The organism is Pseudomonas migulae NBRC 103157 (assembly GCF_002091715.1).
Lineage (GTDB): Bacteria > Pseudomonadota > Gammaproteobacteria > Pseudomonadales > Pseudomonadaceae > Aquipseudomonas > Aquipseudomonas migulae_A.
In genome coordinates this window covers 1-24,582 of sequence record NZ_BDAG01000058.1, presented here as the reverse complement: position 1 = coordinate 24,582, position 24,582 = coordinate 1, and the positions used below count along the sequence as shown (strand labels likewise).

Sequence of the window (24,582 nt, the reverse complement as noted above, 5' to 3'; positions counted from 1 at the left end):
CGGCATTTCTGTAGGCATTTTGCATGTCATTTGATCACCCTATTGTTTTTGCGAATTCGACCCACTGCACTTTTGAAGCATCAATAACAATAACCTTGGCCCTGACAGGTAACGGATTGTCGTGGTTATCAATCCAGCGAGGAAACTCGAGAACAAACTGTCCGTGGGCAGGCTCCGATGGCCATTCGCTTGGCCAGCCAAACAGACGCTTCCCTCCGGTCAAATGCAGTATTACGAATCCCTGTCTCGATAAAAAAGCACTGTACCACTCGCAGGGGAACGAATTTTTGGTGGTGACTTTCAGCCTCCTGAGTAACGCATGAAGCTTGTCGCTGTTCGCAACGTGGCACGAAAGAAATCCCATCAGCACCGCAATCACCGCTGACCATAAAGCCTCCGATTTCTTGTCCCAGGCGCCAATTGAAAAAACGTGTTCCCCCGTTAAAAGCAGCATCGCCCCCAAACCGACAACCAGTGACTGAATCACAAACGTGAAAATCAGCGCCTGGACTATCTGTCCAAAGGTGTCCGGCCGTTTGAACGCCGTGAGCGAGTAGAAAATCCAGGCGGCTAAAAAGCCGGGAAGCAAATACTGCAGTAACGGAATGACTTCCTTGACCAAGCTATCCATGCCATTTCCAATCCATTGAAAAAATCGACCCGGAGCAAATGAATACAGCACCTCTACGGCCTGTGTCATCCATTGCTTAAGTGCGGTCGTCACAAGAGATTTCGGGACTACAAGCGGGACTACAAGCGGAAAATCCTCCTACATTTAACAAAGAAAAACTGGACGAAAACTCAATCCGGATCCGACGTCATGTGTTCCTGAAACCGCGCCCGATACCGACCCGGACTCTCCCCCGTCCACTTTTTGAACGCCCGATGAAACGCACTTGGTTCCTGAAAGCCCAGTTGCTCGGCAATGTCACCAATGCTGGCCTTGCTCTGACGCAACTGTTCAAACGCAACGCCGCGACGCACTTCGTCCTTGATCTCTTGATAGGAACACCCTTCCCGCTCCAGCTTGCGGCGAAAGGTGCTGGGACTGAGGTGTTGTTCCAGGGCAAATGCCTGCAAGGTCGGCCACTGGCTGTAATGACTGTTGCGCAAACGCTGATGGACCTGCGACGCCAGGCCATGCTGGTTGCGGAAGCGAATCACCAGCCATTGCGGTGCAGTGCGCAGAAACACTTTCAGCGAGGCGAGGTCCTGAACCACCGGCAAACGCAGGTAATGGCTGGCGAATTCGATTTCGGTGCGCTCGGCGCCGAAGGTCAGGTTGGGACCCCAGAGCAAACGGTCGTCGCTGAGGGCCACGCGCGCATGACGAAAATCCGCACGGTCGATGGGGATGCGTCGACCGCCCAGCCAGCACAGCAGGCTGATCATCAGCACCAGAAACGTCTCTTCACCCAAACGCGCAACATCATCGTTTTGCGCACAGGTATCCAGGCTGATGACCGCACGTTTGCCACGTACCGTCAGCGTGCCGCGAAAGTCACGAAGGAACAGCGAAAAGTTGCTCAGGCACTGACGCATGGCTTTGTGCAGATCGGGCTCCTGAATCAAGGCGCGGCAAATCAGCGCGAAGCTGCCCGGCGGCATGCCGTGGGAGTCGAGCCCGAAGAATTCGTCGTCGAGCTCGCGGATCTGGATCAGCCAGAGTGCGGCAAACGCACTGGCCGGCACCCGCGCCACGGGCTGCTCGATCAACGCCGGGTCGATACCTGCCTGTTCCAGCGCAGCCCGCTGTCGCTGCGGATTGTCCCCCAGCCCATGGATCATCGCCTGCACGAAGTAGGCGGCTACCGAGTCCTTTTCCCGCATCTGAACGCTTCGCTCCCCAATCACCCGAATGGCAAAAAACACCAGCACCGTTGAACAGTTTCGGCATAGGACAACCGTCCCGCCGGTTCTAGACTCGCGACCAATAGTACGCCTTCGGCCGTTGCCTCGGCCAAGGTATCGCAGGGTTTGACCGGAAGGACGTGTACATGAATCTGCAAAACATTGGCGTGATCGGCGCCGGCACCATGGGCAACGGCATCGCGCAAGTCTGTGCCCTGGCTGGCTTCAATGTGACCTTGATCGACATCTCCGAGAGCGCTTTGCAAAAGGCACTCGCTACCGTCAGTAAAAACCTCGACAGGCAGGTCAGCAAGGACACGCTGACCCAGGAGCAAAAGCTCGCCGCCCTCGACAAGATTCGCACCAGCACCGATTACAGCAGCCTGCAAAACGCGCAACTGGTCATCGAGGCCGCCACCGAAAACCTCGACCTGAAACTGCGCGTGCTGCAACAGATTGCCGCGCAGGTCAGCACCGAGTGTGTGATTGCCTCCAACACGTCGTCGCTGTCCATCACCCAGCTCGCCGCCAGCGTCAGCGAGCCTGAGCGTTTCATCGGCCTGCATTTCTTCAACCCGGTGCCGGTGATGGGTCTTATCGAAGTGATTCGTGGCCTGCAAACCAGTGACGCAACACACGCGCTGGCGCTGGACATGGCCACGACCCTGGGCAAAACCGCGATCACCGCCGGTAACCGTCCGGGTTTTGTGGTCAACCGGATTCTGGTGCCGATGATCAACGAAGCGATCCTGGTGTTTCAGGAAGGCCTGGCCAGTGCCGATGACATCGACGCCGGCATGCGCCTGGGTTGCAATCAGCCGATCGGCCCGCTGGCGCTGGCGGACCTGATCGGCCTGGACACCGTGCTGGCGATTCTCGAAGCCTTCTACGACGGTTTCAACGACAGCAAATATCGCCCCGCGCCACTGCTCAAGGAAATGGTCGCCGCCGGCTACCTGGGACGCAAAACGGGGCGTGGCTTCCATGCCTATGCCTGAGCGTTGCTCACGTTTCGCCGAGTACCGGGACAAGGTGCTGGAGCTGTTTGCCAGCAAGGGGTTCGGGCAGGTCGGCATGCGTGAGCTCGCGACGTGCCTGGGGCTCGCCCCGGGTTCGTTGTATCACCATTACCCCAGCAAGCAGCACTTGCTGCTCGACCTGATCGAAGAGTTCTATGAAGAACTGTTGTCGACGCTTGGGCGTATCGATCAAAAAACTTCAGCGAAGCGCGACAAGTTGCAAAACCTGATCCGCGCACACCTGAACCTGCATCAGGAAATGCCCTGGCATTTCCGCCTGGCGGAACGCGACAGCGGCTGCCTGAATGATGATCAGCAGGCCCGCGTTCGGCAGTTACGCGAACAGTACGAACGCAAATTACTGCTGATGCTCGGTACCAGAGCCCGCCTCAGCGAACAGGCGCAACCTGCCGCCGCACATGCTATCGCCAATCTGCTCAACAGTGCGCCGAGCTGGCTGGCGCACCAGGCGCTGGAGGAACACGAGCGGGTTGAGATGCTGGAAAACCTGGTCGGCGGGGCCATTGAACGTTTGCTGCGTCCCACGGTGCCACGCGCAGTGGCCTGAGAAACCGGCCGGGTTTCAGCGGATCGAGCGAGCCGTCGATGCAAAGCGTGAACCCACGCCGCATAATGGCGCCCCCCTCAAACACAAAAAGGAATTCGTGTGTTATCCCGTCCCCGCACCCTCTGGTCATGGCTCTACTACCCCCTGAGCTATATCGCCGTCTTCGTACTGATTCTGCACATCGCCGCCTTCGACTGGTCGCTGATTACGCCCATTGATGTCGGCGGAACCTTTATGGGGGGCGGCATGGCGACCCAGCTTTATCTGATCGGCTGGTGCGCCGCCACCGTCGGCCTGCTACTTGCCGTTGTGTTTCGCTTGCCGGGATCGATCTACGGCTGGATCAGCGCCGGACTTTTGCCTTTGGGCATTGGCGCCTGGTGGCAACTGAACTACCCGGCAAACGCCGACCAAATGATTTTGAGCACCAGCCGACAGCAGATCGGTGTGGCCATGCTGATCGGCGCGGTGTTCCTGTGCAGCGGTTTGTATGCCCGCTCAAAAATCAAAAGCAGCGTCTCCAAAACATCGCCATCACGGTCCGGAATGCTTGGGCGGATAACCGTCGCAGCCACGTTGCTGACCTTGTTTGTCGGCGTGCCCATGGCCATCTTCAAACAACAATCGTTACCGAACTGCGCCGTCAACAAGGCGGGTCAACAGTTGACGGTCTGCCTGGGTGAAGACGATGTGCCGGTGATCGTGGATTGAGCGATAACCCGCACCGCTTCAATAGAAAAAACATCTAAACGATTTTTGCCAATTACCACCTCTAAGGCTTTGCTAATGCCGTTGCAGGAGCGAGCGTGCTTGCTCCTGCAGGCATACTTTCCTCCGCCTGTTGTCAACGGGAGCACACAATGAAAATCAATCCCTACCTCATCTTCAACGGCGACTGTAAAGCCGCGTTCACCTTCTATGCCCAAGCCCTGCAAGGCCAGCTCGACATGATGATGACCTTCGGTGAAAGCCCGGCCCGCGAGCACTTTCCGGCAGACCTGCACAACCTGATCATTCATACCCGCCTGTCGGTGGGCGATCAGGCAATCATGGGGTCGGATACCACACCTGATCGCCCCACGGATGACATGGCCGGTTGTTCGGTCTCGCTGAATGTCGACAGCATTGCCGAGGCGGAGCGTGTCTTCAACGCGTTGGCCGAAGACGGCAGCGTGCAAATGCCTCTGGAAGCGACCTTCTGGGCCGCACGTTTCGGGATGCTGGTCGATCGGTTTGGCGTGTCGTGGATGGTCAATTGCGAAAAGGATCAGTGACATTCAGGCAAGCAAACGCCCAACCTGAAAAGGTTGGGCGTGGTGGAAACGCTCGGACCGAGAGATCGCGTTCAAGTACCGGTAACGGCTGCGCCTACCCCTTAACGCACACCACCTGGCGCAAGGTATGCACGACTTCCACCAGCTCGCGCTGGGCGTGCATCACGTGGTCGATGTCTTTGTAGGCCATCGGTATTTCATCGATCACCGCTGCATCCTTGCGGCACTCGACGTGGGCGGTGGCGCGGATCTGATCTTCGACGGTAAACAGGCTTTTCGCTTTGGTTCGGCTCATGGTGCGGCCAGCGCCGTGGCTACAGGAGCAGAACGATTGCTCGTTGCCGAGCCCGCGAACGATGAAACTTTTCGCGCCCATCGATCCCGGAATGATCCCCAACTCTCCCTTCTGCGCCGACACCGCGCCTTTGCGGGTAACCAGGATCTCCTGACCAAAATGCCGCTCTTTCTGCACGTAATTGTGGTGGCAGTTCACCGCCTCCAGGGCGACGTCGAACGGCTTGCTGATCACTTTCCGTGTCGCCTGAATCACCGATTGCATCATCAGCGCACGGTTCTGCCTGGCGAAATCCTGGGCCCAACCGACGGCTTCAACGTAATCATCAAAATGCCGACTGCCTTCTTCGAAGTAGGCCAGGTCGCGGTCCGGCAGATTGGCGATGTGCTGGCGCATGTCGGCCTGAGCCAGTTGAATGAACAGGTTGCCAATGGCGTTGCCAACCCCACGTGAACCGCTGTGCAACATGAACCAGACCCGATTGGCTTCATCCAGGCACACCTCAACGAAGTGGTTACCGCTGCCCAATGTGCCCAAGTGCCCGCGATTATTGGTGCTGGCGAGTTTCGGGTACTTGTCGGTGATTGCCTTGAACCGTGGGTTCAAGGCAGCCCAGGCATGCTCGGCCTGTTTGGGAACACTGTCCCACGCACCTTTGTCCCGGACGCCACGACCAACGGTGCGCCCATGGGGTACCGCTTTCTCGATCGCGCAACGCAAACCATGCAGGTTGTCCGGCAAATCAGCAGCGGTCAGCGACGTGCGCGCGGCGATCATGCCGCAGCCAATATCCACCCCGACGGCGGCCGGGATAATCGCGCCCACGGTAGGAATCACACTGCCGATGGTCGAGCCCTTGCCCAGGTGCACGTCGGGCATCACCGCCAGGTGTTTGAAGATGAACGGCATCTTCGCGGTGTTGATCAATTGCTGCCTGGCTTCGTTTTCCACCGGAACGCCTTCGGTCCAGAGCTTGATCGGTTTGCCGTTGGCGACGTCCAGCAGTTGATAGGTACGGTCTTGCATGATGCGGTACTTTCCAGTGGCCGATGATTCGGCGCTGTTCTGAAGACTGAGCCGTCTGTGAGTCTTCATAGTATCGCAGCGAAACCACGTTGCAGATCCTCGATCAACGCCTCGACATTCTCCATCCGCAGCGCTGCAACGGTCTTTCGTGTCGACCACGCGGTGTAATACCGCCAATCTGCTTGCGCGAAAAGCCTACGACCTGACCGCGCGAGCCAGGGGTTGTCGTTTTCCTGGCAGCCGACTCAGAGCTTGGCAATCGAGACCTCGGTGGATTTGACGAACGCGATCACCTCGCTCCCCACCTTCAATGCTTGCATAAAACCTGTAGGAGCCGGCTTGCTGGCGATGGCGTTCTGGCCGGCGCCATCGCTGGCAAGCCAGGCTCCTACAGAGGTCGTGGGGTGTTCGGTATTGGCGGCTTGCACAAAACCTGTAGGAGCCGGCTTGATCTGGCGATGGCGTTCTTGCGGGTGCCATCGCCAGCAAGCCGGCTCCTACAAGAGGTCGTGGGGTGTTCGGTATTGGCGGGCTTGCACAAAACCTGTAGGCGCCGGCTTGCTGGCGATGGCGTTCTCCCGGGCGCCATCGCTGGCAAGCCAGGCTCCTACAGAGGTCGTGGGGTGTTCGGTATTGGCGGCTTGCACAAAACCTGTAGGAGCCGGCTTGCCGGCGATGGCGATTTCAAGGACGCCATCGCTGCTGAGCGGCGATCCTACGAGGCTGGCTCCTACGGATTAAGTCGGACCCGGAGTCGGAAAACTCTGAAATGCTCAATTTCGAAAGCGTCTCACGTCAATTCCTGTTAACCCCTGATAAGTTGCACTGACCCGGCTCCGGGACGTTTGGTTGTGTTGACCATGGAAGGTCAAAGCAAGCGTTGCATCAACGTCCCGAAGCCTGTGCCACGTCACAGGAAAAGGAAACCTGGATGCTCGACGCAAAAAAGCGCGCCCGTTTCAGCCTCATGATCAACGACTTTAAACACAATCTGCAGGTGCTCAGGTTCACCGGCAAGGAATGCATCAGCCAGCCTTACGCCTTTGAAATCGAACTGGTCACCGACAGCCGCGACATGAACCCGAATGACCTGTTGCACAAACTGGCCTTCCTCGCCTTCAACAACACAGACGACGGTATCCACGGGCAAATTCATTGCGTGGGTAAAGGCAGTCTCGGCAATGGCCTGACCCGCTACAGCGTGACACTGGTACCTCGACTGGCGTACCTCGATCACCGCACCAATTGCCGAATTTTCCAGCAAATAACCGTCCCGCAAATCATTGCGCAGGTGCTCGAAGGCCACGGCATTCATCGTGATTTCCACCAGTTTCAACTGGGCAGCGTTTATCCGGATCGCGAGTACTGCGTTCAGTACATGGAGTCCGACTTAGCCTTCATACAACGCCTCTGCCAAGAGGAAGGCCTGCACTACCACTTCCAGCACAGCTGCGAAAAACACGTGATGGTGTTCGGCGACGACCAGACCGTATTTCCCCACCTCGACCGTCCGACACCTTTTAAACACGACAATGGCCTGGTCGCCGAAACGCCGGCGATCAACCACTTTGACGTGCAAGTGAAAGCCGGCACCAATCGCACCACTCGCCGCGATTACGACTTCAAAAAAGCGCGTATTTTGCTGGAGGCCGAGAGCAAGTCCGATATTCTCAGGGCTCAGCCGGATCTTGAGGATTATCAATACCCCGGTCGTTTTACCCAGCGTGATCGCGGCAAGCTGTTGAGTCGACGCGAACAGGAGCGTCACGGCGCCGAGTGCCAGGAGGCACGAGGCAAAAGCGATCAGCCGATGTTGCTCTCCGGACACTTCCTGCCACTGTCCGAACACCCCGACGAAGAATGGAACGACCTGTGGTTGCTGACCGAAATCGAGCATGAGGGCGCGCAGCCGCAAGTCCTGCAACAGTACGCGGCCTACACCGGCACCTGCGTTGAAAACGGCTTTCAGGGTTATCGCAACCAGTTCCACGCCACACCTTGGGACGTGATTTACCGCTCGCCACTGACCCACGACAAACCACGCATCGCCGGCGTGCAGAGCGCCGTGGTCACCGGCCCGAAAGGTGAGGAAATCCACTGTGACGACTACGGCCGGGTCAAGGTGCAATTCTTCTGGGATCGCGAAGGCCGGTACGACGACAAAAGCAGCTGCTGGCTGCGAGTCTCCTCCCTTCTGGCCGGTAATGCCTTCGGCGGCTTCGCCGTGCCAAGAGTCGGCATGGAAGTCCAGGTCACTTTTCAGGACGGCGACCCCGATCACCCCGAAATCAGCGGCTGCCTTCCAAATAGCGCCAACCCGGTGCCCTACGAATTGCCCGCCAACAAAACCCGCAGCGTATTCCGTTCCCGCAGTTCGCCGGACAGCACGGGGTTCAGCGAACTGCACGTTGAAGACCGTGCCGGCCAGGAATTGATTTACCTGCGCGCCCAACGGGACATGGAACAGCGGATAGAAAACGACAGCCGTCTGGAGGTCGGCAACGAGCAGCGCACCACCGTCAAGGGCGACAGCGTTACCGTGCTGCAAGCCACGGAACACCGCACCACCATCGGTGACCGGCACGTACAGCTCAACGCCAACGATTTTCTGCAAGTTACCGGCAACAGCCATACCCATGTTGATCAAACGCTAGCCTTTAGCGCTGGCCGGGTGGTTGTTATTGAAGCCGATCTGATCATTCTGAAGGCCGGGACGAAGGTCACGATCGAAGCTGGTGGTGAACATTTACAGATAGGCGGCGGCGGAATTTTCGGCAGCAGCGAACTCCAGATTGGTGGTGCTCCGATGCGCGTGCCAGCCGCCTCAATCGCAATGCCTCGGTCAGTTGATGGCTTGTCTGTGCCACCTGAACTGCCGCCCATGTTCGCGTCTTCCCAGCCCGCACTGATGGCGGCAAGCAACGCGTTGGCGGCGGACTTCTGCCCCATTTGCGAAGCCTGCCGTGATGGCGTCTGCCCAACGGAAGGAGCCGCCGCATGATCAACACACTCCCCCGCCAATGGATGAACGAACAGCGCCGCTCGGGCCAAGAACTGTGCCTGGTGCTGGACTCGCAGAACGAGCGCGAAACCCGTCAGCTGTTGTTGAAGTCCAGCGGACATGACCAATACCTGAGCGTCTACAACGCAACAACCCTCGAGAATCTGGCCGATGTCGGTCCGTTTATTTTCACGCTGGATCAGTCAGGCGACAGACGCCTCGACGATCTGCTGGATCATCCCGAACGCAACTGGGGCTGGCTCGTGAGCGTGGAAAAAGGTGCCTTGCGTGGGTTGGCCAATCACTGGCAAGAGCGGTTGATTGTCGGGACGCGTCCCTATCAGGCGCTGTATCGCTTTCACGACAACCGCGTGTTGAGCCGCGCGCTGAAACATCTGCCGCCTGAAGAATATCCGGCCTTTCTTGGGCCGGCGATCAGCGTCTGCTACTGGGACGGCACGGCTTGGAAAACAGCTCAAAACCCCGCCCCCGGCACGCATACCGTGCCGGATAACCCACTCTGGTTGCGCACTCCCCTGCCCCAACCGCAGGCCTCGGAAATTCGCCGGCTCAACGCCCATCGGTACTTGCTGGCCGAGCATGTCGAGGCCTACGCCAACCTCGCTGAAGTGCAGGAACCTGATACGTGGTTGCGTGAGCGCTTGGCCCTGGCGGAAGCGTGGGGGTGGCTGGAGCCGGAGCAGATGGAGTTTCTGTTGATTCAGAGCTTGCAGGCGCCGGGGTTTACGTTGTCGCCGGAGTGGGAGGTGCGGGGGGATGAGAGTCCGGTGGAGCACTTTGAACGGGTGCGGCAGTGGGTGGAGTTTTGGCGGGGGGATGTGCCGATATGAAGTGGATGTCAGGTAATGCAACTGTGGGTTTAAAACAGACAAACATGGAGAGTTCAATGCGAAAACTAATTTGCTCCTTAAGTGCCGCAGTCTTGCTTTCGAGTAGCGCCATCGCGTGGTCTGCATCGAAGGTTAGTTCGAAAGATCTACCACCAAATGCTGCGGAGCTGATGCACGAGGCACAACGTCTGAGCGGTGAGGCATTGTGGGAGCAGGCCACGGTCAAGGCTCGAGCGGCTATGGAGGCGGCCCGCGCGAGTGAAGACCTCGATGGCCCGGAGTTCGAGGCAGGGTACTTGCTCGTCATTCTCCTGCACATGCAAGGGAAATACGTCGAGGCCCGGAACGCCGCCGAAGAGCAGATTGCTCGCTGGGACGCCAAATCAGCATCTGCCGGACAAACCGGTAGTCGCGATCCCCGCAGTTTGAAGATGCTTAGCCTCGCAATCGAGGCGAGCATGATGACGGGAGACAGCGAGAAGGTCATGCGCTTTCATGAAAAGCTCTATGCGGTCGCCAGCCCCTACCCTGAGTCATGGCGCCTGGCGCCGGAAGAACCACGACTGCGTTACGAGCTGGCTGACTTCTGGATGCCACTGATGTTGGGGCAGTGGAAGTTAATGGCGTTCGAACCGGTAGATAGTCGGGGTGTCGGCATGCGCGTGCTTTATACGCATATATCGGCGGGTAGCAATCTCAGCGCGGACATATCACTTTCTTATAAAGAAAAACTACGCGCCATGAACGCGGCGCAACGGCAGGAGTTTCTCGAGTCCTACCGGGAGGTGCCCATTGCACCGGCGCTGGTTCGGGCAATGCCCGATCTACCCTTTGCCGCGGCGACGTCTATCAAGGTCGAGAAGGCTGGAGGATGTAAGGGCGAACACTGTGTCGCTGTCCACTGGAAGGCACTAAACGGCGACTGGATGATGGACATCAATGTGAATTTCCAATCGCCAGAAAAAGACCAGGCAGCGGAGCATGTACGCCAACTGTTCGCAGCGCTGAAATGGCACAGTGCGCCATTGCTGTTTCGCGAGCGCACGATGGCTGAGCAGAATCGGGAGATGGATTCGTACTGGGCGGCTCCTGGTGGTCAGTCGAAGGCCGCGGAACTGGCAGAAAAAGCACTGCCCGATGCCTTTTTCCCCGAGGAAATTGCCCGTCTCAACACCTACATTGGGGTGGCACAGTATCGGCGCGGTGATTTAATCGCCGCCCGCCGCTCGCTGGAGTTGGCCCTGCTTGCCCGAGAGCATATCTCGATCCTTGGGGCGTACTACGAGACTACGCTGGATTACGCGGCAGATATCGCCTATCGCCAAGGCAGGGATGCCGACGCCATCGCCCTGAACCGGACTCTGATGGAATGGCAAGAGGACAATGCAGGACTGGGCTGGGGAATAACGGATGACGAGAACGCATTGATCAGTTGGTTGGATGACGTCCAATTGCCTTGGCGAGTGGGCAACCACCGCCTGAGAGTGACCGGCGCCGGTCGTTTCTCCTACGAAAACCTGTCAACGCGGGCGAGACTCGGGCTGACAGTGGGATTGGAGCCTTCAACGGATGTTGAGATGGAATCCGTCATGCGAGCCTTCATGGAAAAAAAGTTACGACTGCAAGCGGGAGACGTGCGCAAGACAGCGTTTTCACCGAAGTCTGCCAAGAAAGGAAATCAACGGGGAATCGGCCGCAAATGGCAGTTCGATGTAAAGAAACTGGATGACGAGAAAGTGGCTGCCGACAAGACACCTGTAACCGACTCTCTGCTGCCACCCCCTACAAAAATGACGTTCTGGATCGTGGATCGCAAGGACCGACGGTCAATATTGCGGGCTCCCATCGTGCACGGGGATCAATCCGAAATAGAGGCGGATCAGATTGCACGCGCGTTGTCTTGGTAGGACCGAAGAACGGGTGCTTATTACGATGGCAACTACACCAATTTCAGCACCTCCAAAATGGTGGGTGGGCGCGTTTGCACTATTTACCCTGAGTGCACGCAATAAGGACATTAATCACATGCCAATCATTTCTTATCGGCAGAAACACCTGCTGAAATTTTCTTCTTTGTTTTGCTGCATCGCATTAGCCACAGGCTGCGCCAAGAACCAGCCCAATACATTTACCTTCACCGCCGATTTACCGCCCGATTTTGCATACGTCGCAGCGGTTTACTACGTACCCGCCGAAGGTGAGGCCTGCACTGTTGCAACAAAGGACAACTTGGCGCCGGTTTTCAATGACCAATGGCGAAAAGAATACAAACCCGATTCCGAAATAGAGATTCATATAACGCGCAAGGGCTGCCCGTTGGTCGTTAGGCGCATCGAACTGGAGATCAACTCGGCGTATGGAAAAGATCGAGGCGACTTCGGAAGGGAAAGCGCCATGGTTGTTATTCGCCATGAACTGAAGGAGCAATCCAAAGGCACTTTTAGTGAAGCGGGTGAAAGTGTCTTTTACGGTCAGTGCCAGTGGCTGTTTCGCACTGCGGGTGCTCAGCGACGCATCGTTAAAATCCTCGACTGCAAAACGACCGACGCACAGGGCCAACTAGGGCGTGGGCGCCCATTTGCGGCGTACACCCTTGATCAGCTACCTGGGAAGACCGTGAAGATGAAGATCACGTTGGCCACGAAGGAAAGACCTGGCTGGGGTGACACCTGGGTCGAAGTGCCCGGTGGCTGGAAGCGTTGCATGGGGAAAAATTTTGAAGATCAGGATGCTTTCTGTTTTGGAAATTACTCTGATTTCAGCACTTTCAAAATGCCAGATGGCCGTATCTGCACTATTTACCCCGGCTGCACGGAATAAGGAGATTCGGAAATGACATCTATGGAAAAAGAACTTGCATCGCCATTGAGCAGCAGCGTACTGACATGCCCCTTACAAGGTAGATGGAGCAGCTTCCAACTGGTCGACGAGTTCGGCTCTGGCGAGCCGTATTCGGGACTGGCTTATTCAGCAACTGACTCTGAAGGCCAGAAGTACACTGGGCATCTAGACATCACAGGTACGGGCAAAATAAACAACCACTTTGCGGGCCCCATTGCGTTGTTTCTTGACCAAAAATATGAAGGTGGGGAAACCGTTTATGTGCGAGCCCAAACAAGACCACACTACGCGCTCAAAATCACCGAACTCCAAGTACGCGCCGAACAAACACGTTATCTGAATCAAAACTCAACCCGTACCCAGACAAACCCCGCACAAGCCTGTGCAGACGAATTCCTCCAAGTAGAAGTACGTCACTTGGTCAAGCATGTTTCACACTTGCCGCCCGAGGTCTATCGTCTTTATCCGCATAGCCCGAACCGAGCGAAGACCATGGGTGAACATGGGAGGCTCGGCGTTGCTCTGCTTCCACTGAAACACACAGTTCTGGAAGTTCGCCCTCTACGAGCGTTGCGACCAATGCTGTCGACTGCTCCCGAATTTTGTGCGTTGAATCTCTATCAGTTCGCATTAATGGCTACCCTGAGCTACTGCCCTTTTGGCATGAAACCTGAAAAACGCCCCATTGAAAAAGGGCCTGTGTATTTTCCCGTGCAACCCAGCGTTGGAAACTGGTTCGGCGATTCATTGGCAAAGTCTGATGAGCTGTGGCGTGTCGATGCGGGGCAAACCAAAGCTTTCTACCCACTATATGAGGATGTGCCGTACTCCAAACGCCTAGAAATTGTGCCGTTTGATCCGGACCTCTATGTAGTAAACGACCCTGAGCTAAAAGACGATCAGGAACACCCAGCCAAAATTCACTTTCTCGACGATACCGACAAAAAAGGAGCCACCGATACCCAAGCTTTCATTACCCACAATGACGAACTGATCCTGATCGCGGTACGTGGCACCTACGAACTCATCGCGGATGGACTGCGCGATGCCGATGCATTCCAAGTGCCGTTTCAAGAAACTGAGAGCAAAGTACACCGTGGTTTCTACGAGGCCGCGCAGAAAGCATATGAATTCGTTGTTAACTATCTCGACAAATTCTATGCAGGGCAAAAACTGCTCATCTGCGGCCACAGCCTCGGTGGCGCCGTTGCATTGCTGCTCTCGGAAATGCTGCGTCGTCGCCCGGCTTTCGACTACACCCTCCAGCTCTACACTTACGGCGCACCCCGCGCAGGCGATGCCAATTTCGTCGCCGGCGCGAAGGATCTGGTGCATCACCGCGTCGTCAACCACAACGACCCGGTGCCGAGCGTGCCGGGCAGGTGGACGGACACCAAAGCCGGTGTCTTTACGACGGGGTTGGCTTTGACGTTTTTCAACGTGCCGGCAGGTTTGTCGGTGTTTTTTACGGGCGTCACTAACTGGACGGGCCAGCCGTACGATCACCACGGCAAGTTACAGCACTTCATGCCGGTGGAATTTAGCGATGGGAACAAGTCCGCGATCCTGTGGGAACCGGGATGTGACACCATCACTCAACATGCCGCGTGCAGTTTGGCGCTTCAGCAGAAAAACGGGTTGCCGCATCGGTCGCCATTGCTGCAGATTTTCCACGTCTTGGATCATTTGATGGCCGACGGGTATGTTCCGGCGTGCTGGGCGGTTTTGCTGCGGTGGCAGGCAGCGCACGAGAAGAAACGTTCGCGGGTTACGGATCTAGAGTTTGAAATGGTCGCGGGTTCGCTGGCACGCGTCACCACCCAGTTACGTGACATAGAACGTGGATTGCCGGCGCGGTCCGACGCCTACGTGCGCACCCAGGAGAACAACATCCGAGCACTCGACCTGGAAAAAAGCAGGATTGCAATCACAGTCGATCGCTTGAAACGCGTGCGTGAAGAGAGGGTGACGGCACACGCGCTTTACGGGTCGCTGCTGGAACAGCCTGAGCAACTGGAGGCTAACGTGGCGCGCTGGCTGGCGCATCCCGAAAACAAGGTTAAAGACCCGTTCGCCATGGCGCCGGAAGACCCGGAGGGGGACGCGCTGACGGCTTCGATTTATGGGCACACCGTCGGGGCGCCGCACACGCTGGATATCGATTCGATCTGTTAAACACGCCCGTGTTTAAAAGCCCCGCCGGTTACTTCACGAAAGCTACAGCGCCTTGCGTCATTGCCTACGGTTACGCCAGAATCCGCCGGCTTGTGCGCCTTGGGCCCGGGTTCTATCGTTGGTCGGTCGCTGAAAAAACAGTGATCGGGTTTGGTAGCCCGGATATATGAGGTGTACGGCATCATCATTTGCAGCGTTTTTTCTCTGCATTATGGTGGCCATGCACAGGGCGTCTTCGGGCGCGCCGGTTTCCTCATATCCCGGTCTACCAACCTGCGTATGGCCACCACCCCTCGTTTGGTAGCGAGGCTGATGGCTCCTTTTTTACGATATGAGGAGTTCGATCCATGTTCAAAGTAACGCCCAACCCGCCAGAAACCGATCCGACATCCCCCTCCGAAAATTTCGACCCGGAAAACCCCGACGAAACCTCGGACCGCATCCCCTCCCACGCCGACATCCGTGCTACCCCACGCACACCGAGCACGATGTACACCCTCGATCCACACATCAACACCGAAGACCTGCTGGGACACGCGTGCGAATCACTGGCCTCAGCCCATGTCATGACCATGGATCTGGCGGACCGTACGCTCGGGCCGAGTCGCAATACCCTGCTGGGCATTGCCCAAGTGATCATGCTGGGCGAACTCAACGTGAATCGGGCGCTGGATCAACTCGATCCGATCGAGTAGCCGCCGCCCTGTGGCGAGGGCGTGTTCCCTCGTCGCGACCACTGACCGAATCACTTGATCCGATAATGAAAGGTATTGCGCACCGCCGGCACCGAAACCACCTGGCCGTCGACGACTTTCGGCTGATAACGGAAGGTGTTGGCCGCCGCTAACGAGGGACGCATGAACAACGGATGACAGCCGTCGAGCACCTTGGGGTTCTCAACCTTGCCCTGCGGGTTGACCGTATATTCCACGGTGCAATCGCCTTCGATGTTCTTGTCCAGCGCCCGTTGCGGGTAGTCCGGTGCTTCCTTGCTCAAGGGCAAATACTGGCGGCTGTTGGCAGCGGCCTGTGCCGTTTGTTGACGGGCGCGATCCGCGTTCAGGCGTGCCTGTTCGGCTTGTTGCGCCTGTTGCACTTGCTGTTCGGCGAGACGCTGTCGTTCAGCGTCGCGGGTGCGCTTTTCCGTTTCCAGCCGCTGGCGTTGCTGCTCGGCCTGAAGGTCGCGTTTTTTGTCTTCGACACGCTTGCGCGCCAACGCCGCCTGCTCGAGTTTTTGCGCCTGGATCTGTGGATCGACGACGGGTTTGGCGGGCGCAGCAATCGCCGGTTCTGGCGGTGTCGGTTCGACCAACGCCGGTGTCGGCTCAGGCGCCAGGGGCTGTGGTGCCGGCGGCAACATCACCAGTTGAGTTCTCAGCACGGAAGGCGGCTCAACGGGCGGCTTCTGCGGCGACCAGCCGTGCACCAGCAACGCGAGGACGGCCGCGTGCAACGCCACCGCCAGGCTCGCCGCCAGACTGTTCTGCCAGAACCCGCTGCGAATACTGGGCGGCAACGTCATCGAAGGACTGTGCATGATCATTGCCGTCATTGCGGGGCCTCGGTCACCAGCCCGAGATTGCTGACGCCGCCCTGCTGCAGCGCCGCCATGGCCGCGACGACGCTGCCATAACCGGCGTCCTTGTCGGCGCGGATGTAAACCTGTGTGTCGTGCCGTTCGGTGACGATTTGCGCGACCTTCGCGCGCATGTCATCGAGGGTCACGGCGCTGTCGGTCTGATGCTGGGTATCGAGTTCGCCGCCGACATTCCAGTAGTAGCCGCCCTCGGCTTTCACCGACAACGTGAGGATTTGCTGACGCGTGTCAGTGGCCAGGGCTTCACTGGCGACCTTGGGCAGTTCGATCTTTACGCCTTGGGTCAGCATTGGCGCCGTGACCATGAAAATCACCAGCAGCACCAACATCACGTCGATGTACGGCACCACGTTCATCTCGGCTTTTGGCCCATGTTTGCGTTGCGGTTTGATCAGCATTTTCACGCTCCTCTCAGGCGGCGACGGCCAGGTTCATCGGCGTGCCGTGCAGCGTGCGATGCAGGCGCACTTGCAATTCATTACCGAAGGCGTAGTAGCGCGTGAGCAACGTCTGGCTGCGCGAGGAAAAACGGTTGTAGGCAATCACCGCCGGAATCGCCGCAAACAAGCCAATGGCCGTGGCGATCAACGCTTCGGCAATGCCGGGCGCCACGGTCGACAGCGTCGCTTGCTGGACCTGAGACAAGCCGAGGAAGGAGTTCATGATCCCCCATACCGTGCCAAACAGGCCGATGTAAGGGCTGACCGAGCCGACCGTGGCGAGGAACTGCAAGCCTTTTTCCAGTTGCACTTCCTGCTCGCTGATCGCCACATACAGCGCACGCTCGACACCTTCGAGCACTACCTCGGCTGCATTACCCCCGCGTTGATCCAGATGAGTGAATTCCTGAAGCCCGGCGTGAAAAATCGGTTCCACACCGCTCTCGCTACCCGCCGTTTCCCGGTACAGCGGCTGCAGATCCGACGCGCTGCGAAAGCGCTGCACAAAGGCGTTCATCTGCCGCTCGCGCTGCTGTAACACGCGACCGCGCTGGATGATCAGGTACCAACTGAGCAACGACGCCAGCAACAGGGTGAGCATGACCGCCTTGACCAACAGACTGGCGTCGCTGATCAGCCCCCAGATCGTCATGTGTTCGAGCGTGGCCTGCATGGTGAAACTCCTTGTATGGTGCTCCCCGGCCGTCGATGCGCGAAGGCCGTTGGGCTATTGGATGAAAGTGGGATGACAGGTTGATGACTGGCCCGGATCAAGGCAGCTTCAGGGCTTGAGTGACCTCGGTCCAAGGCACGAATTTGAAGTTTTGCGTCTGTTCGGGCATGCGTTTACGGCCGTCCTGCACCACCAGCAGGCCCTTGCTCCAGGGCCCGCCGAGGTTCGCCGAAGTGACTTCCAGCCCGTCGGTTTCCGACGCGCCATCGATGCCGAGCACGGCGTTCAGACCGACACGAAAGGCGCCGCGCGCTGCGAACGGCGGCTCGGCGTCCAGCACCAGGTAGCTGTCGTTGCCCTGGCTTGAGATCACCAGATAATCGCGAGCCTCACTTTGATACAGCGCCAGACCTTCAACGTCGGCATGCAGTTGTGGGCCGACCTTGATGACGCTGGTCAATGTCGCCGGTTGATCGGCGCGGGCATCCACCGCCCAGACGCCGACATCTTCTTCACCCAGAAACAGACGCTGACGTTGGTCGTCGGCCACGCAGCCTTCGGGTTGGCTGTCGACCTTGAACTGGCGCACCAGCTCACTTTGCACGGTGCCGTCCGGCGCGCTCAGGCGGTATTGCAGGAAGGTGCCGTCCTTGCCGTTGGCAATCGCGTAGAGTTCGCCGCTGCCAGGCTGGAACAGGCAGATGCCGTAGATTTCCTTGAGCGGTGTGGCGATCTCGCCGGCTTCGCGTAGCTCGCCACTGCGGCGATCGATGCTGAACAGGCTGAGGCTGTTACGATCGCGGTTGCTGGCGACGGCGAGGTCGACGGTCTGTTGTCCGAGTTTGAAATTCGCTCGGACATCGACGTTATTCAGGCGCCCGACCGGCAACTCTTGCAGCAACTTGCCTTGCAGGTCATACGCCAGCAATCCCTGCTTTTTATTGGTGCCGAGTACGCGGCTCAGCGAGGGTTGCTGCGGGTGAATCCAGATCGCCGGATCATCCGCCGCATCGCCCTGACGCCCGACCGGATCGCTCTGGCTGAGTGCTTTCACATTCGGCAGCACTGGCGCCAACGGTATCGGTGTCGGCTGCCAGTTCAGCTCGCCCTGATACAAACGACCGTCGTCATCGTCGCGCAGGAGTACTTGCAGGCCTTTGGCGGTCGGGCGCAGGGCGAGGTTTTCCGGTTCCTTCAAACCTGGCAGCGCAATACTGCCTTCAGCGATCCAGCGTTCGCCTTGCTGTTGATAGACATGCAACTGCCCCGACTTCGGGTCCAGCGCTACGATGCCACCCGGCACCAAAGCCATGGCGCCAGCGGTTTTTTTGATCTCGCCGAACGGTTCCCGCATGTCCACCGGCGTGCGGGTGACATCGGCTTCTGGATGCGCCGGATACGCCCACCAACCGACATTCTCTTCGTTGACCACCAACAGATTGGCGCCGTCGTCGACCTGACAATCCGTGGCCGACGGTGGCAGCGGCAACCCGCGCACCCGTTGTGGTTGCGCGTTGAGCGTCGCGTCGTTACCCACCAGCCATTGCTCGCCCTTGCCCTCCTCGCCCACCAGAAACAGGAACAGGTTGCTGGCCTCGTCGCGATACAGGCACAGGCCGTTCACCGGGTAATCCCGCGTCGGCAGATACACCGGCTGACCCCAGCTGCGTTTGTCCGGATCGAGACTGACCAACAACGCTTGCTGACGGCTGTTGTCCAGGCTTGCAACCACTACTTGCCGGCCGGTGGCGCGACTGTCCACGCCACTGAACGATCCCTTCAAACGCGCCAACTCCTGGCCTTGCGCATTCAACAGCAGCAAGCCGTCGCGGTCGCTGGCGGCCAGGCGTTCGGTGCCGGACAGAAACGCCATGGCATCGATTGACAGATTCGGCGCCCAGGGCGTCAGGGTCAGGCTTGGGGTAGCGGCCATTAACGGGCTGGTGGTCAGGCTGATCAAAACGGCCAGCCAGTGTTTTAAAGAAATACTCATGAATGTCCTTGTCCTGGAATCGTGTAACGGCTATCGCCAGCAAGCCGGCTCCTACAAAAAGCAGGGCTCAGAAGTGGGTGAAGGTCAGGCCGAGCTTGTAGGTCGGGCCGTATTCTTCGTACTGGCCGTTATAGGAGCGATGGCCGGTGTAGACGAAATATGGCTCGTCGGTGAGGTTCTGCGCCTCGAAGCTGACTTGCAGGTTTTTGGTCAGCGAGTAACGGGCGCTGAAGTCGATAAAGGTCTGGGCATCGACGTGCAGGTCGTGGGCCTTGTCGTTGATCGACGCCAGCTCAAAGAGGTAATCAGACTTGTAGTTGGCCGACAGGCGCAGGCTCAGCTTGTCGTCTTCCCAGCCGAGCATCAGGTTGCCGACCGTGTCGGACTGGTTGGGCAAATCGATGCTGCGCTTGCGGTTGATGCCACTGGCGGCGTCAAAGCCTTTGATCTCGGCATCGGATCGGCTGAAGGTGGTGTTGGCGCCAATCAGCAGGCCGTTCCAGGGCGCCGGCAGCCAGTCGAATTTCTGTGAGTACGCCAGCTCCAGACCATAGAGCTTGGCGCTGTCACCGTTGGCGAACGTGTGAGCTTCGGAGAAGTCGACCCAGGCACCCGTGCCAGCCAGATCGGTGTTGTAGACGAAGTTCTTGATGTCCTTGTAGAACACGAACGCCGAGACGGTGCCGGCGCGGCCCATGTAGTGCTCGATGCCGAGATCGAGGTTGCTCGATTCCAGCGGTTTGAGTTCCGGGTTGCCAAACGTGGCTTCGTCATCGTCGATGACAAACCCTGGCGCCAGTTGGCCGAAGGTCGGGCGCACCACGGATTTGGTCCACGCGGCGCGAACCTGGGTGTTCTTGTCCAGTTGATAGCGCGCATGCAGGCCCGGCAGCCAGTGGTGATACTTGCGTTTGGTGTCAGTGGACGTGAACGCGCCATCGGTCACGCCGGTGCCTTTGGCTTCGAACTCGGTGCCCTCGTAGCGCAGGCCGGCGATGAAGCGCCAGTCGTCGATATCGATGGTGTTCATCAGATAGCCGGCGTTGATGTCTTCGCTGATCTTGAAGTCGTTGACCCGCGATTCGACCTCGTCATAGAAATCCGCCTGATTGAGGCCGCCGATCAACTGCTTGATCGCACTGCCGCTGATCCCCGGGCCGAACTGGCCGAGGCGATAGTCCACGGTGCCTTTGGTGAAGTGCGACAGGTTGAGCTGATCATCGCTGAAACCCAGGTCGTCGAAATCCTCATAGACCCAGGCATCGAGGTCGTTGTCCTTGTTGCGCCGGCTGACCTTGCCGCCGAATTTGACCTGGGACGCATAGCCTTTGAAGTCGTAATCCCGGGCCAGGTCCAGGCGCAGGTTTTTCTCGGTGTCGGTGGTTTTCTGCTTTTCCCACTCGACCTTGTCGACGCTGAAATTGGCCGGGTCGTAGAAGGCCTGGCCAATGATCGGCCGTGGTTTGTCCTTGTCGTAGAAACCGCTGTCGGCAAAGTCATCTATACCGGTGAACGCAGCGTTGGCAATGTGACCGGGGCTGTCTTCGCCGGAGCGGCTGTAGCCGGCCTGGCCACTGAGGGTCCAGAGGCCGAACATGCGCTCGCCGCCCAGGACGTAGGATTGAATCTCCTGGGTCTCTTCGCGTTGTTTGAGTTTGCGCGAGCCTTCGGCGTCGCCCAACTCGCCCGCGGCTTGCGGGTCGGCAAATTCGAAGGCGGCGGCGTTGCGTGTTTCGCTGTCCTTGTAACGGCTGTAGAGCGTGCGCAGGTAGTAGCTGCTGAGGTCATCGGGCTTGTAGTCGAAGTTCAGACCACCGCCGGCGCGTTCGCGGCTGATGTCGTAGTCGCGTTGCTCGAACTCTTCGAGTCGGGCGCCTTGCTCGAAATCCCAGGCGCCGCCGGTTTCGACGTTGTCCGAACCGAAATCGCGCTTCTGCCAGCTCAGTGCGGCGGCCACACCGAAGTTGTCGATGCCGTCGCCGAGGCTGAAGCGATCACTGATGGCGCCGGAAAATTTCGGGCTGGTCTGGTGGGTGTTCTTGTCATAACTGGCTTCGCTGCTGCCGGTGTAGAACAGGCCTTTGTGATCGAATGCCGAGAGGCTTTTCACGTCGACGGTGCCGCCCAGAGAGTTGGCGTCCATGTCCGGGGTCAGGGTCTTGATCACCGACAACGACTGCACCAGCTCCGAGGGCAACACATCGAGGGCCACGGCGCGGCGTTCGCTTTCCGGCGACGGTACGAGCGTGCCGTTGATGGTCACGCTGTTGAGGTCCGGCCCGAGGCCGCGCACGCTGACAAATCGTCCTTCGCCCTGGTCGCGCTCGACACTGATCCCCGGCAGCCGCTGCACGGCTTCGGCGACGTTTTCGTCCGGCAGCTGTGCCACGCCATCCGCATGCACCACGCTCTTGATGCTGTCGGAATTGCGCTGTTCCTTGAGCGCCTGATCGATGCTTGCCGCCTGCCCCACCACTTCGACGTGTTCCGTGTTTGCGGCAGTTTCGGCGGCGTACAGGCGTTCGCTGGCCATCGCCATGGCCAATGCGGTGAGCGTAAAGCTGACGAGCCCGGCGGTGCTGCTGCGCTGGTACATGGTGTACTCCCCCAAGAGTCCGATAACGCCAGGCAAGTGACCCGGCAACTGGGAGGGCAAGCTAGGGTCGGGGGATGACGGTTCTGTGACAGGGGTGGGCGGAAAGCGGCGTAGACCGGGGGCTTTCCAGGTTTCAGGCCGGTTAATGAGCTCAAATGACCTGAGCCGGGCGCCAATCCTGTGGCGAGGGGGTTTACCCCCTTTGGAGTGCGAAGCGCTCCCCATCAAACACGCCGTGCACCTGACGGCGGTCGCTACGCGACCGAACGGGGGTAAACCCCCTCGCCACAGGTTATCGCCGGGCAGAAAAAAAACGCCGCGCCATGAGCTGATTCGACCTCCCACCCCAGTCACCCCACTGTCACAAACATCTGCTGTGCTGACGCGCATCACCTCTTCGCCAAAGGATCACGGCCATGTTCTCAGTCCTCAAACCCCATCGCTGGAAACTCGCCCTGCTGCTGTTGGCGGCGAACGCAGGGTTGCTGTTGCACCTGGCGTGCGGCGAGTTGAAAAGCATCAGCGAATGGGTCTGGCTGGACATCGTCGGCGAAGGCGGCTCGGCGCTGTTGGCATTGGTCTGGTTAGGGCTGGTACTCAAGAGTCGTCCGGCCGGTCGCGTCACCAATTACCTGGCGCTTGGCTTGAGCGGCATCTTTTTCTCCTGGTGGATCGACAGCCTCGACGAGTTCATCCGCCTGCCCGACAGCATCACCTGGGACCACTGGCTGGAGTCCGGGCCGATGCCGGTGGGCATGATTCTGCTGACCCTCGGTATCTATCACTGGCACCGCGAGCAACTGGCGATCAGTGCGCAAATGGAGAAGCGTGAAAAGCTGTTCCGCGAGCACCGGCTGTTCGACAAACTCACGCCACTGGGCGGCGCCGACTACCTCAAGCGGCAGCTGACCGAAAGCCTTGATGAGAGTCAGCGGCAACAGCAGCCGCTGTCATTGCTGGCGCTGGACGTCGACAACTTCGCGGCCATCAATCAGACGTTCGGCCATGCCGAAGGCGACGCGGTGCTGCAGGCGCTCAGTCATTTGTTGTTGCTCAACCTGCGGCGCCAGGACTTGCTCTGCCGACTGGCCGGCGACCGCTTCGTGGTGCTGCTGCCCAACACCGGCGAAAGCCAGGCACGCCTGCTGGCGCTGGAGCTGCAACAGGCGGTTCAAGGCCTGGCACACAAAACCCGGCAACACGGCGAGCGCGTGCACCTGTCGGCCAGTACCGCAGTGGTCATGGCGGTCAACGAGGCCCCGGATGCCCTGCTCAAACGCCTCAATCTTGCGCTGGCACGGGCCAGGCAACCGTTGGCAAAAACGGCCTGAGGCGCGGTCATGACCCTGAAAACCACGTGGTACGAAACCGACAGCCGTTTCATTCCCGGGCATTACCAGCCGGCGACCCTGATTGATCTGGCATTGTCCCGGGACATCGACAGTCATCGCCTGCTGCGCGGCACCAGCCTGTTCCATGAAGACATCCTCGCCGGCCAGACCCGCCTCAGCCCGCAGCAGTTTTTCGGGCTGATCAACAACAGCCGCCGGTTGCTGGACGCCGACGACAGCAGCTTTCTGTTCGGCCAGCGCTTGCTGCCGGGGCATTACGGCCCGGCCAGCCATGCCTTGCGCCACGCGCAAAATCTGCATCAGGCCCTCGACACGCTGGTGCAGCAACAGGCGCTGCTCAGCCCGCTCGCAACGCCGCGGTTAGTGCTGGATGAAAAGCACGCCTGGTTCTATTGGCTGGACAGTTGCGGCGCGGGCGAACAATGGCGTTTTCTGCTGGAAGCGAGCATGACCTCCATCGTCGCCATGAGCCGCTCACAGAGCGGCCAACGCCTGCCGTGGGAATGCAGCTTCAGCCATGCAGAACCACGTTATGTCGAGCAATACTGGGTGCATCTGGGTGAGCACACCCAGTTCAACCGCCCACTGGACCTGATGCGCATCCCACGGGAATACCTCACGCTCGCCTGGCCCGCCGCGTCGGCCACCGCCGGCCAGGTCGCCCGTCAGGAAGCCCAGGGGCAAATCGAACAACTGGGCTTTGCCTCAAGCTTCGTCGACTGCCTCTATCGCTACCTGCAAACCCATATACGAAAGGCCCCGAGCCTTGAACAAGCCGCTCAGGCCTTCGCCATGAGCCCCGCCACCCTCAAACGCAAACTGCAAAAGCACGACACCGGTTTTCAGCAACAGGTGGATCGGGTGCGCAAGCATGTAGCGCTGTACCTGTATCAGATCAAAGGGTTCAGTAACGAGGAAGTCGCAGAGTATTTGAGCTTTAACGATGCGGCGAACTTCCGGCGCTCGTTCAAGCGCTGGACCGGCAGTACACCGAACCTGATCCGACAGCTGTTCACTTCAGGTTAAGACA

General features: G+C 58.7%; 21 protein-coding genes and 1 pseudogene. 13 read left to right on the top strand and 9 right to left on the bottom strand.

The features are described 5' to 3' along the window. Positions 1-34: 34 nt before the first annotated feature. The gene (locus PMI01S_RS28640) at positions 35-631 is read right to left on the bottom strand and encodes a DUF6338 family protein (RefSeq protein ID WP_084323438.1); all 597 of its coding nucleotides are present in this window, start codon (positions 629-631) and stop codon (positions 35-37) included. Positions 632-801: 170 nt separating this feature from the next. Continuing rightward, entirely contained in the window at positions 802-1,830 is a 1,029-nt protein-coding gene (locus PMI01S_RS28635; RefSeq protein WP_084323437.1) for an AraC family transcriptional regulator, read from the bottom strand. A 167-nt stretch (positions 1,831-1,997) separates the two neighbouring features. Here PMI01S_RS28635 and PMI01S_RS28630 point away from each other — a divergent pair, with 167 nt between their 5' ends. The 4 genes from PMI01S_RS28630 to PMI01S_RS28615 all read left to right on the top strand — a co-directional run bounded on the left by PMI01S_RS28630 (position 1,998) and on the right by PMI01S_RS28615 (position 4,712). Continuing rightward, positions 1,998-2,849 carry a 3-hydroxybutyryl-CoA dehydrogenase gene (locus tag PMI01S_RS28630; RefSeq protein WP_084323436.1) on the top strand — a complete coding sequence of 284 codons (852 nt, stop codon included), beginning with the start codon at positions 1,998-2,000 and terminating at the stop codon, positions 2,847-2,849. Next, complete coding sequence (locus tag PMI01S_RS28625; RefSeq protein WP_084323435.1) at positions 2,836-3,438, top strand: TetR/AcrR family transcriptional regulator; 603 nt, start codon at positions 2,836-2,838, stop codon at positions 3,436-3,438. The genes PMI01S_RS28630 and PMI01S_RS28625 overlap by 14 nt, the downstream gene beginning before the upstream one ends. 99 nt (positions 3,439-3,537) lie before the next feature. Further along, on the top strand, positions 3,538-4,149 hold the full coding sequence (locus PMI01S_RS28620) for a hypothetical protein (RefSeq protein WP_235864413.1): 612 nt from the start codon (positions 3,538-3,540) through the stop codon (positions 4,147-4,149). A 149-nt stretch (positions 4,150-4,298) separates the two neighbouring features. Next, a complete protein-coding gene (locus PMI01S_RS28615; RefSeq protein WP_084323434.1) occupies positions 4,299-4,712 on the top strand; it encodes a VOC family protein in 414 nt (137 codons plus the stop codon). A gap of 94 nt (positions 4,713-4,806) precedes the next feature. Here PMI01S_RS28615 and PMI01S_RS28610 read toward each other — a convergent pair whose 3' ends face one another. Continuing rightward, complete coding sequence (locus tag PMI01S_RS28610; protein WP_084323433.1) at positions 4,807-6,033, bottom strand: RtcB family protein; 1,227 nt, start codon at positions 6,031-6,033, stop codon at positions 4,807-4,809. Between the two features lie 245 nt (positions 6,034-6,278). Beyond that, a pseudogene (locus PMI01S_RS31530) lies at positions 6,279-6,344 on the bottom strand (TOBE domain-containing protein); the annotation flags it as partial. 620 nt (positions 6,345-6,964) lie between these two features. Here PMI01S_RS31530 and PMI01S_RS28600 point away from each other — a divergent pair. From PMI01S_RS28600 to PMI01S_RS28575, 7 genes are all read left to right on the top strand, one after another. Continuing rightward, positions 6,965-9,034: a type VI secretion system Vgr family protein gene (locus tag PMI01S_RS28600; RefSeq protein ID WP_084323431.1), complete on the top strand. Its 2,070-nt coding sequence runs from the start codon at positions 6,965-6,967 to the stop codon at positions 9,032-9,034. Then, complete coding sequence (locus PMI01S_RS28595) at positions 9,031-9,885, top strand: DUF4123 domain-containing protein (RefSeq protein ID WP_167362923.1); 855 nt, start codon at positions 9,031-9,033, stop codon at positions 9,883-9,885. Before PMI01S_RS28600 ends, PMI01S_RS28595 begins: the two co-directional genes overlap by 4 nt. Next, positions 9,882-11,792, top strand: a complete 1,911-nt coding sequence (locus PMI01S_RS28590) for a hypothetical protein (protein WP_139273013.1) — start codon at positions 9,882-9,884, stop codon at positions 11,790-11,792. Before PMI01S_RS28595 ends, PMI01S_RS28590 begins: the two co-directional genes overlap by 4 nt. A gap of 118 nt (positions 11,793-11,910) precedes the next feature. Beyond that, complete coding sequence (locus tag PMI01S_RS28585) at positions 11,911-12,705, top strand: hypothetical protein (protein WP_084323429.1); 795 nt, start codon at positions 11,911-11,913, stop codon at positions 12,703-12,705. A gap of 12 nt (positions 12,706-12,717) precedes the next feature. Further along, positions 12,718-14,901: a lipase family protein gene (locus tag PMI01S_RS28580; protein WP_084323428.1), complete on the top strand. Its 2,184-nt coding sequence runs from the start codon at positions 12,718-12,720 to the stop codon at positions 14,899-14,901. A gap of 166 nt (positions 14,902-15,067) precedes the next feature. Continuing rightward, complete coding sequence (locus PMI01S_RS32580) at positions 15,068-15,205, top strand: ash family protein (protein WP_159439527.1); 138 nt, start codon at positions 15,068-15,070, stop codon at positions 15,203-15,205. Positions 15,206-15,248: 43 nt separating this feature from the next. Further along, positions 15,249-15,596 (top strand): DUF6124 family protein, encoded by a 348-nt coding sequence (locus PMI01S_RS28575; RefSeq protein WP_084323427.1) that lies wholly within the window; start codon positions 15,249-15,251, stop codon positions 15,594-15,596. Between the two features lie 50 nt (positions 15,597-15,646). Here the strand turns inward: PMI01S_RS28575 and PMI01S_RS28570 are convergent, their stop codons facing one another. From PMI01S_RS28570 to PMI01S_RS28550, 5 genes are all read right to left on the bottom strand, one after another. Then, complete coding sequence (locus PMI01S_RS28570) at positions 15,647-16,453, bottom strand: energy transducer TonB (protein WP_084323426.1); 807 nt, start codon at positions 16,451-16,453, stop codon at positions 15,647-15,649. Further along, the gene (gene tolR / locus PMI01S_RS28565; protein ID WP_084323425.1) at positions 16,450-16,896 is read right to left on the bottom strand and encodes a protein TolR; all 447 of its coding nucleotides are present in this window, start codon (positions 16,894-16,896) and stop codon (positions 16,450-16,452) included. The genes PMI01S_RS28570 and tolR overlap by 4 nt, the downstream gene beginning before the upstream one ends. A gap of 13 nt (positions 16,897-16,909) precedes the next feature. Further along, positions 16,910-17,611: a protein TolQ gene (gene tolQ, locus PMI01S_RS28560; RefSeq protein WP_084323424.1), complete on the bottom strand. Its 702-nt coding sequence runs from the start codon at positions 17,609-17,611 to the stop codon at positions 16,910-16,912. 97 nt (positions 17,612-17,708) lie between these two features. Further along, on the bottom strand, positions 17,709-19,604 hold the full coding sequence (locus PMI01S_RS28555) for a phytase (protein WP_084323423.1): 1,896 nt from the start codon (positions 19,602-19,604) through the stop codon (positions 17,709-17,711). A gap of 67 nt (positions 19,605-19,671) precedes the next feature. Next, a complete protein-coding gene (locus PMI01S_RS28550) occupies positions 19,672-22,200 on the bottom strand; it encodes a TonB-dependent receptor (RefSeq protein ID WP_084323422.1) in 2,529 nt (842 codons plus the stop codon). 416 nt (positions 22,201-22,616) lie between these two features. On the opposite strand from PMI01S_RS28550, the gene PMI01S_RS28545 reads away from it, so the two are divergent. Continuing rightward, positions 22,617-23,531, top strand: coding sequence for a GGDEF domain-containing protein (locus PMI01S_RS28545; protein WP_084323421.1), 915 nt, complete (start codon positions 22,617-22,619; stop codon positions 23,529-23,531). Positions 23,532-23,540: 9 nt separating this feature from the next. Further along, the gene (locus PMI01S_RS28540) at positions 23,541-24,578 is read left to right on the top strand and encodes an AraC family transcriptional regulator (RefSeq protein ID WP_084323420.1); all 1,038 of its coding nucleotides are present in this window, start codon (positions 23,541-23,543) and stop codon (positions 24,576-24,578) included. Positions 24,579-24,582 lie beyond the last annotated feature (4 nt).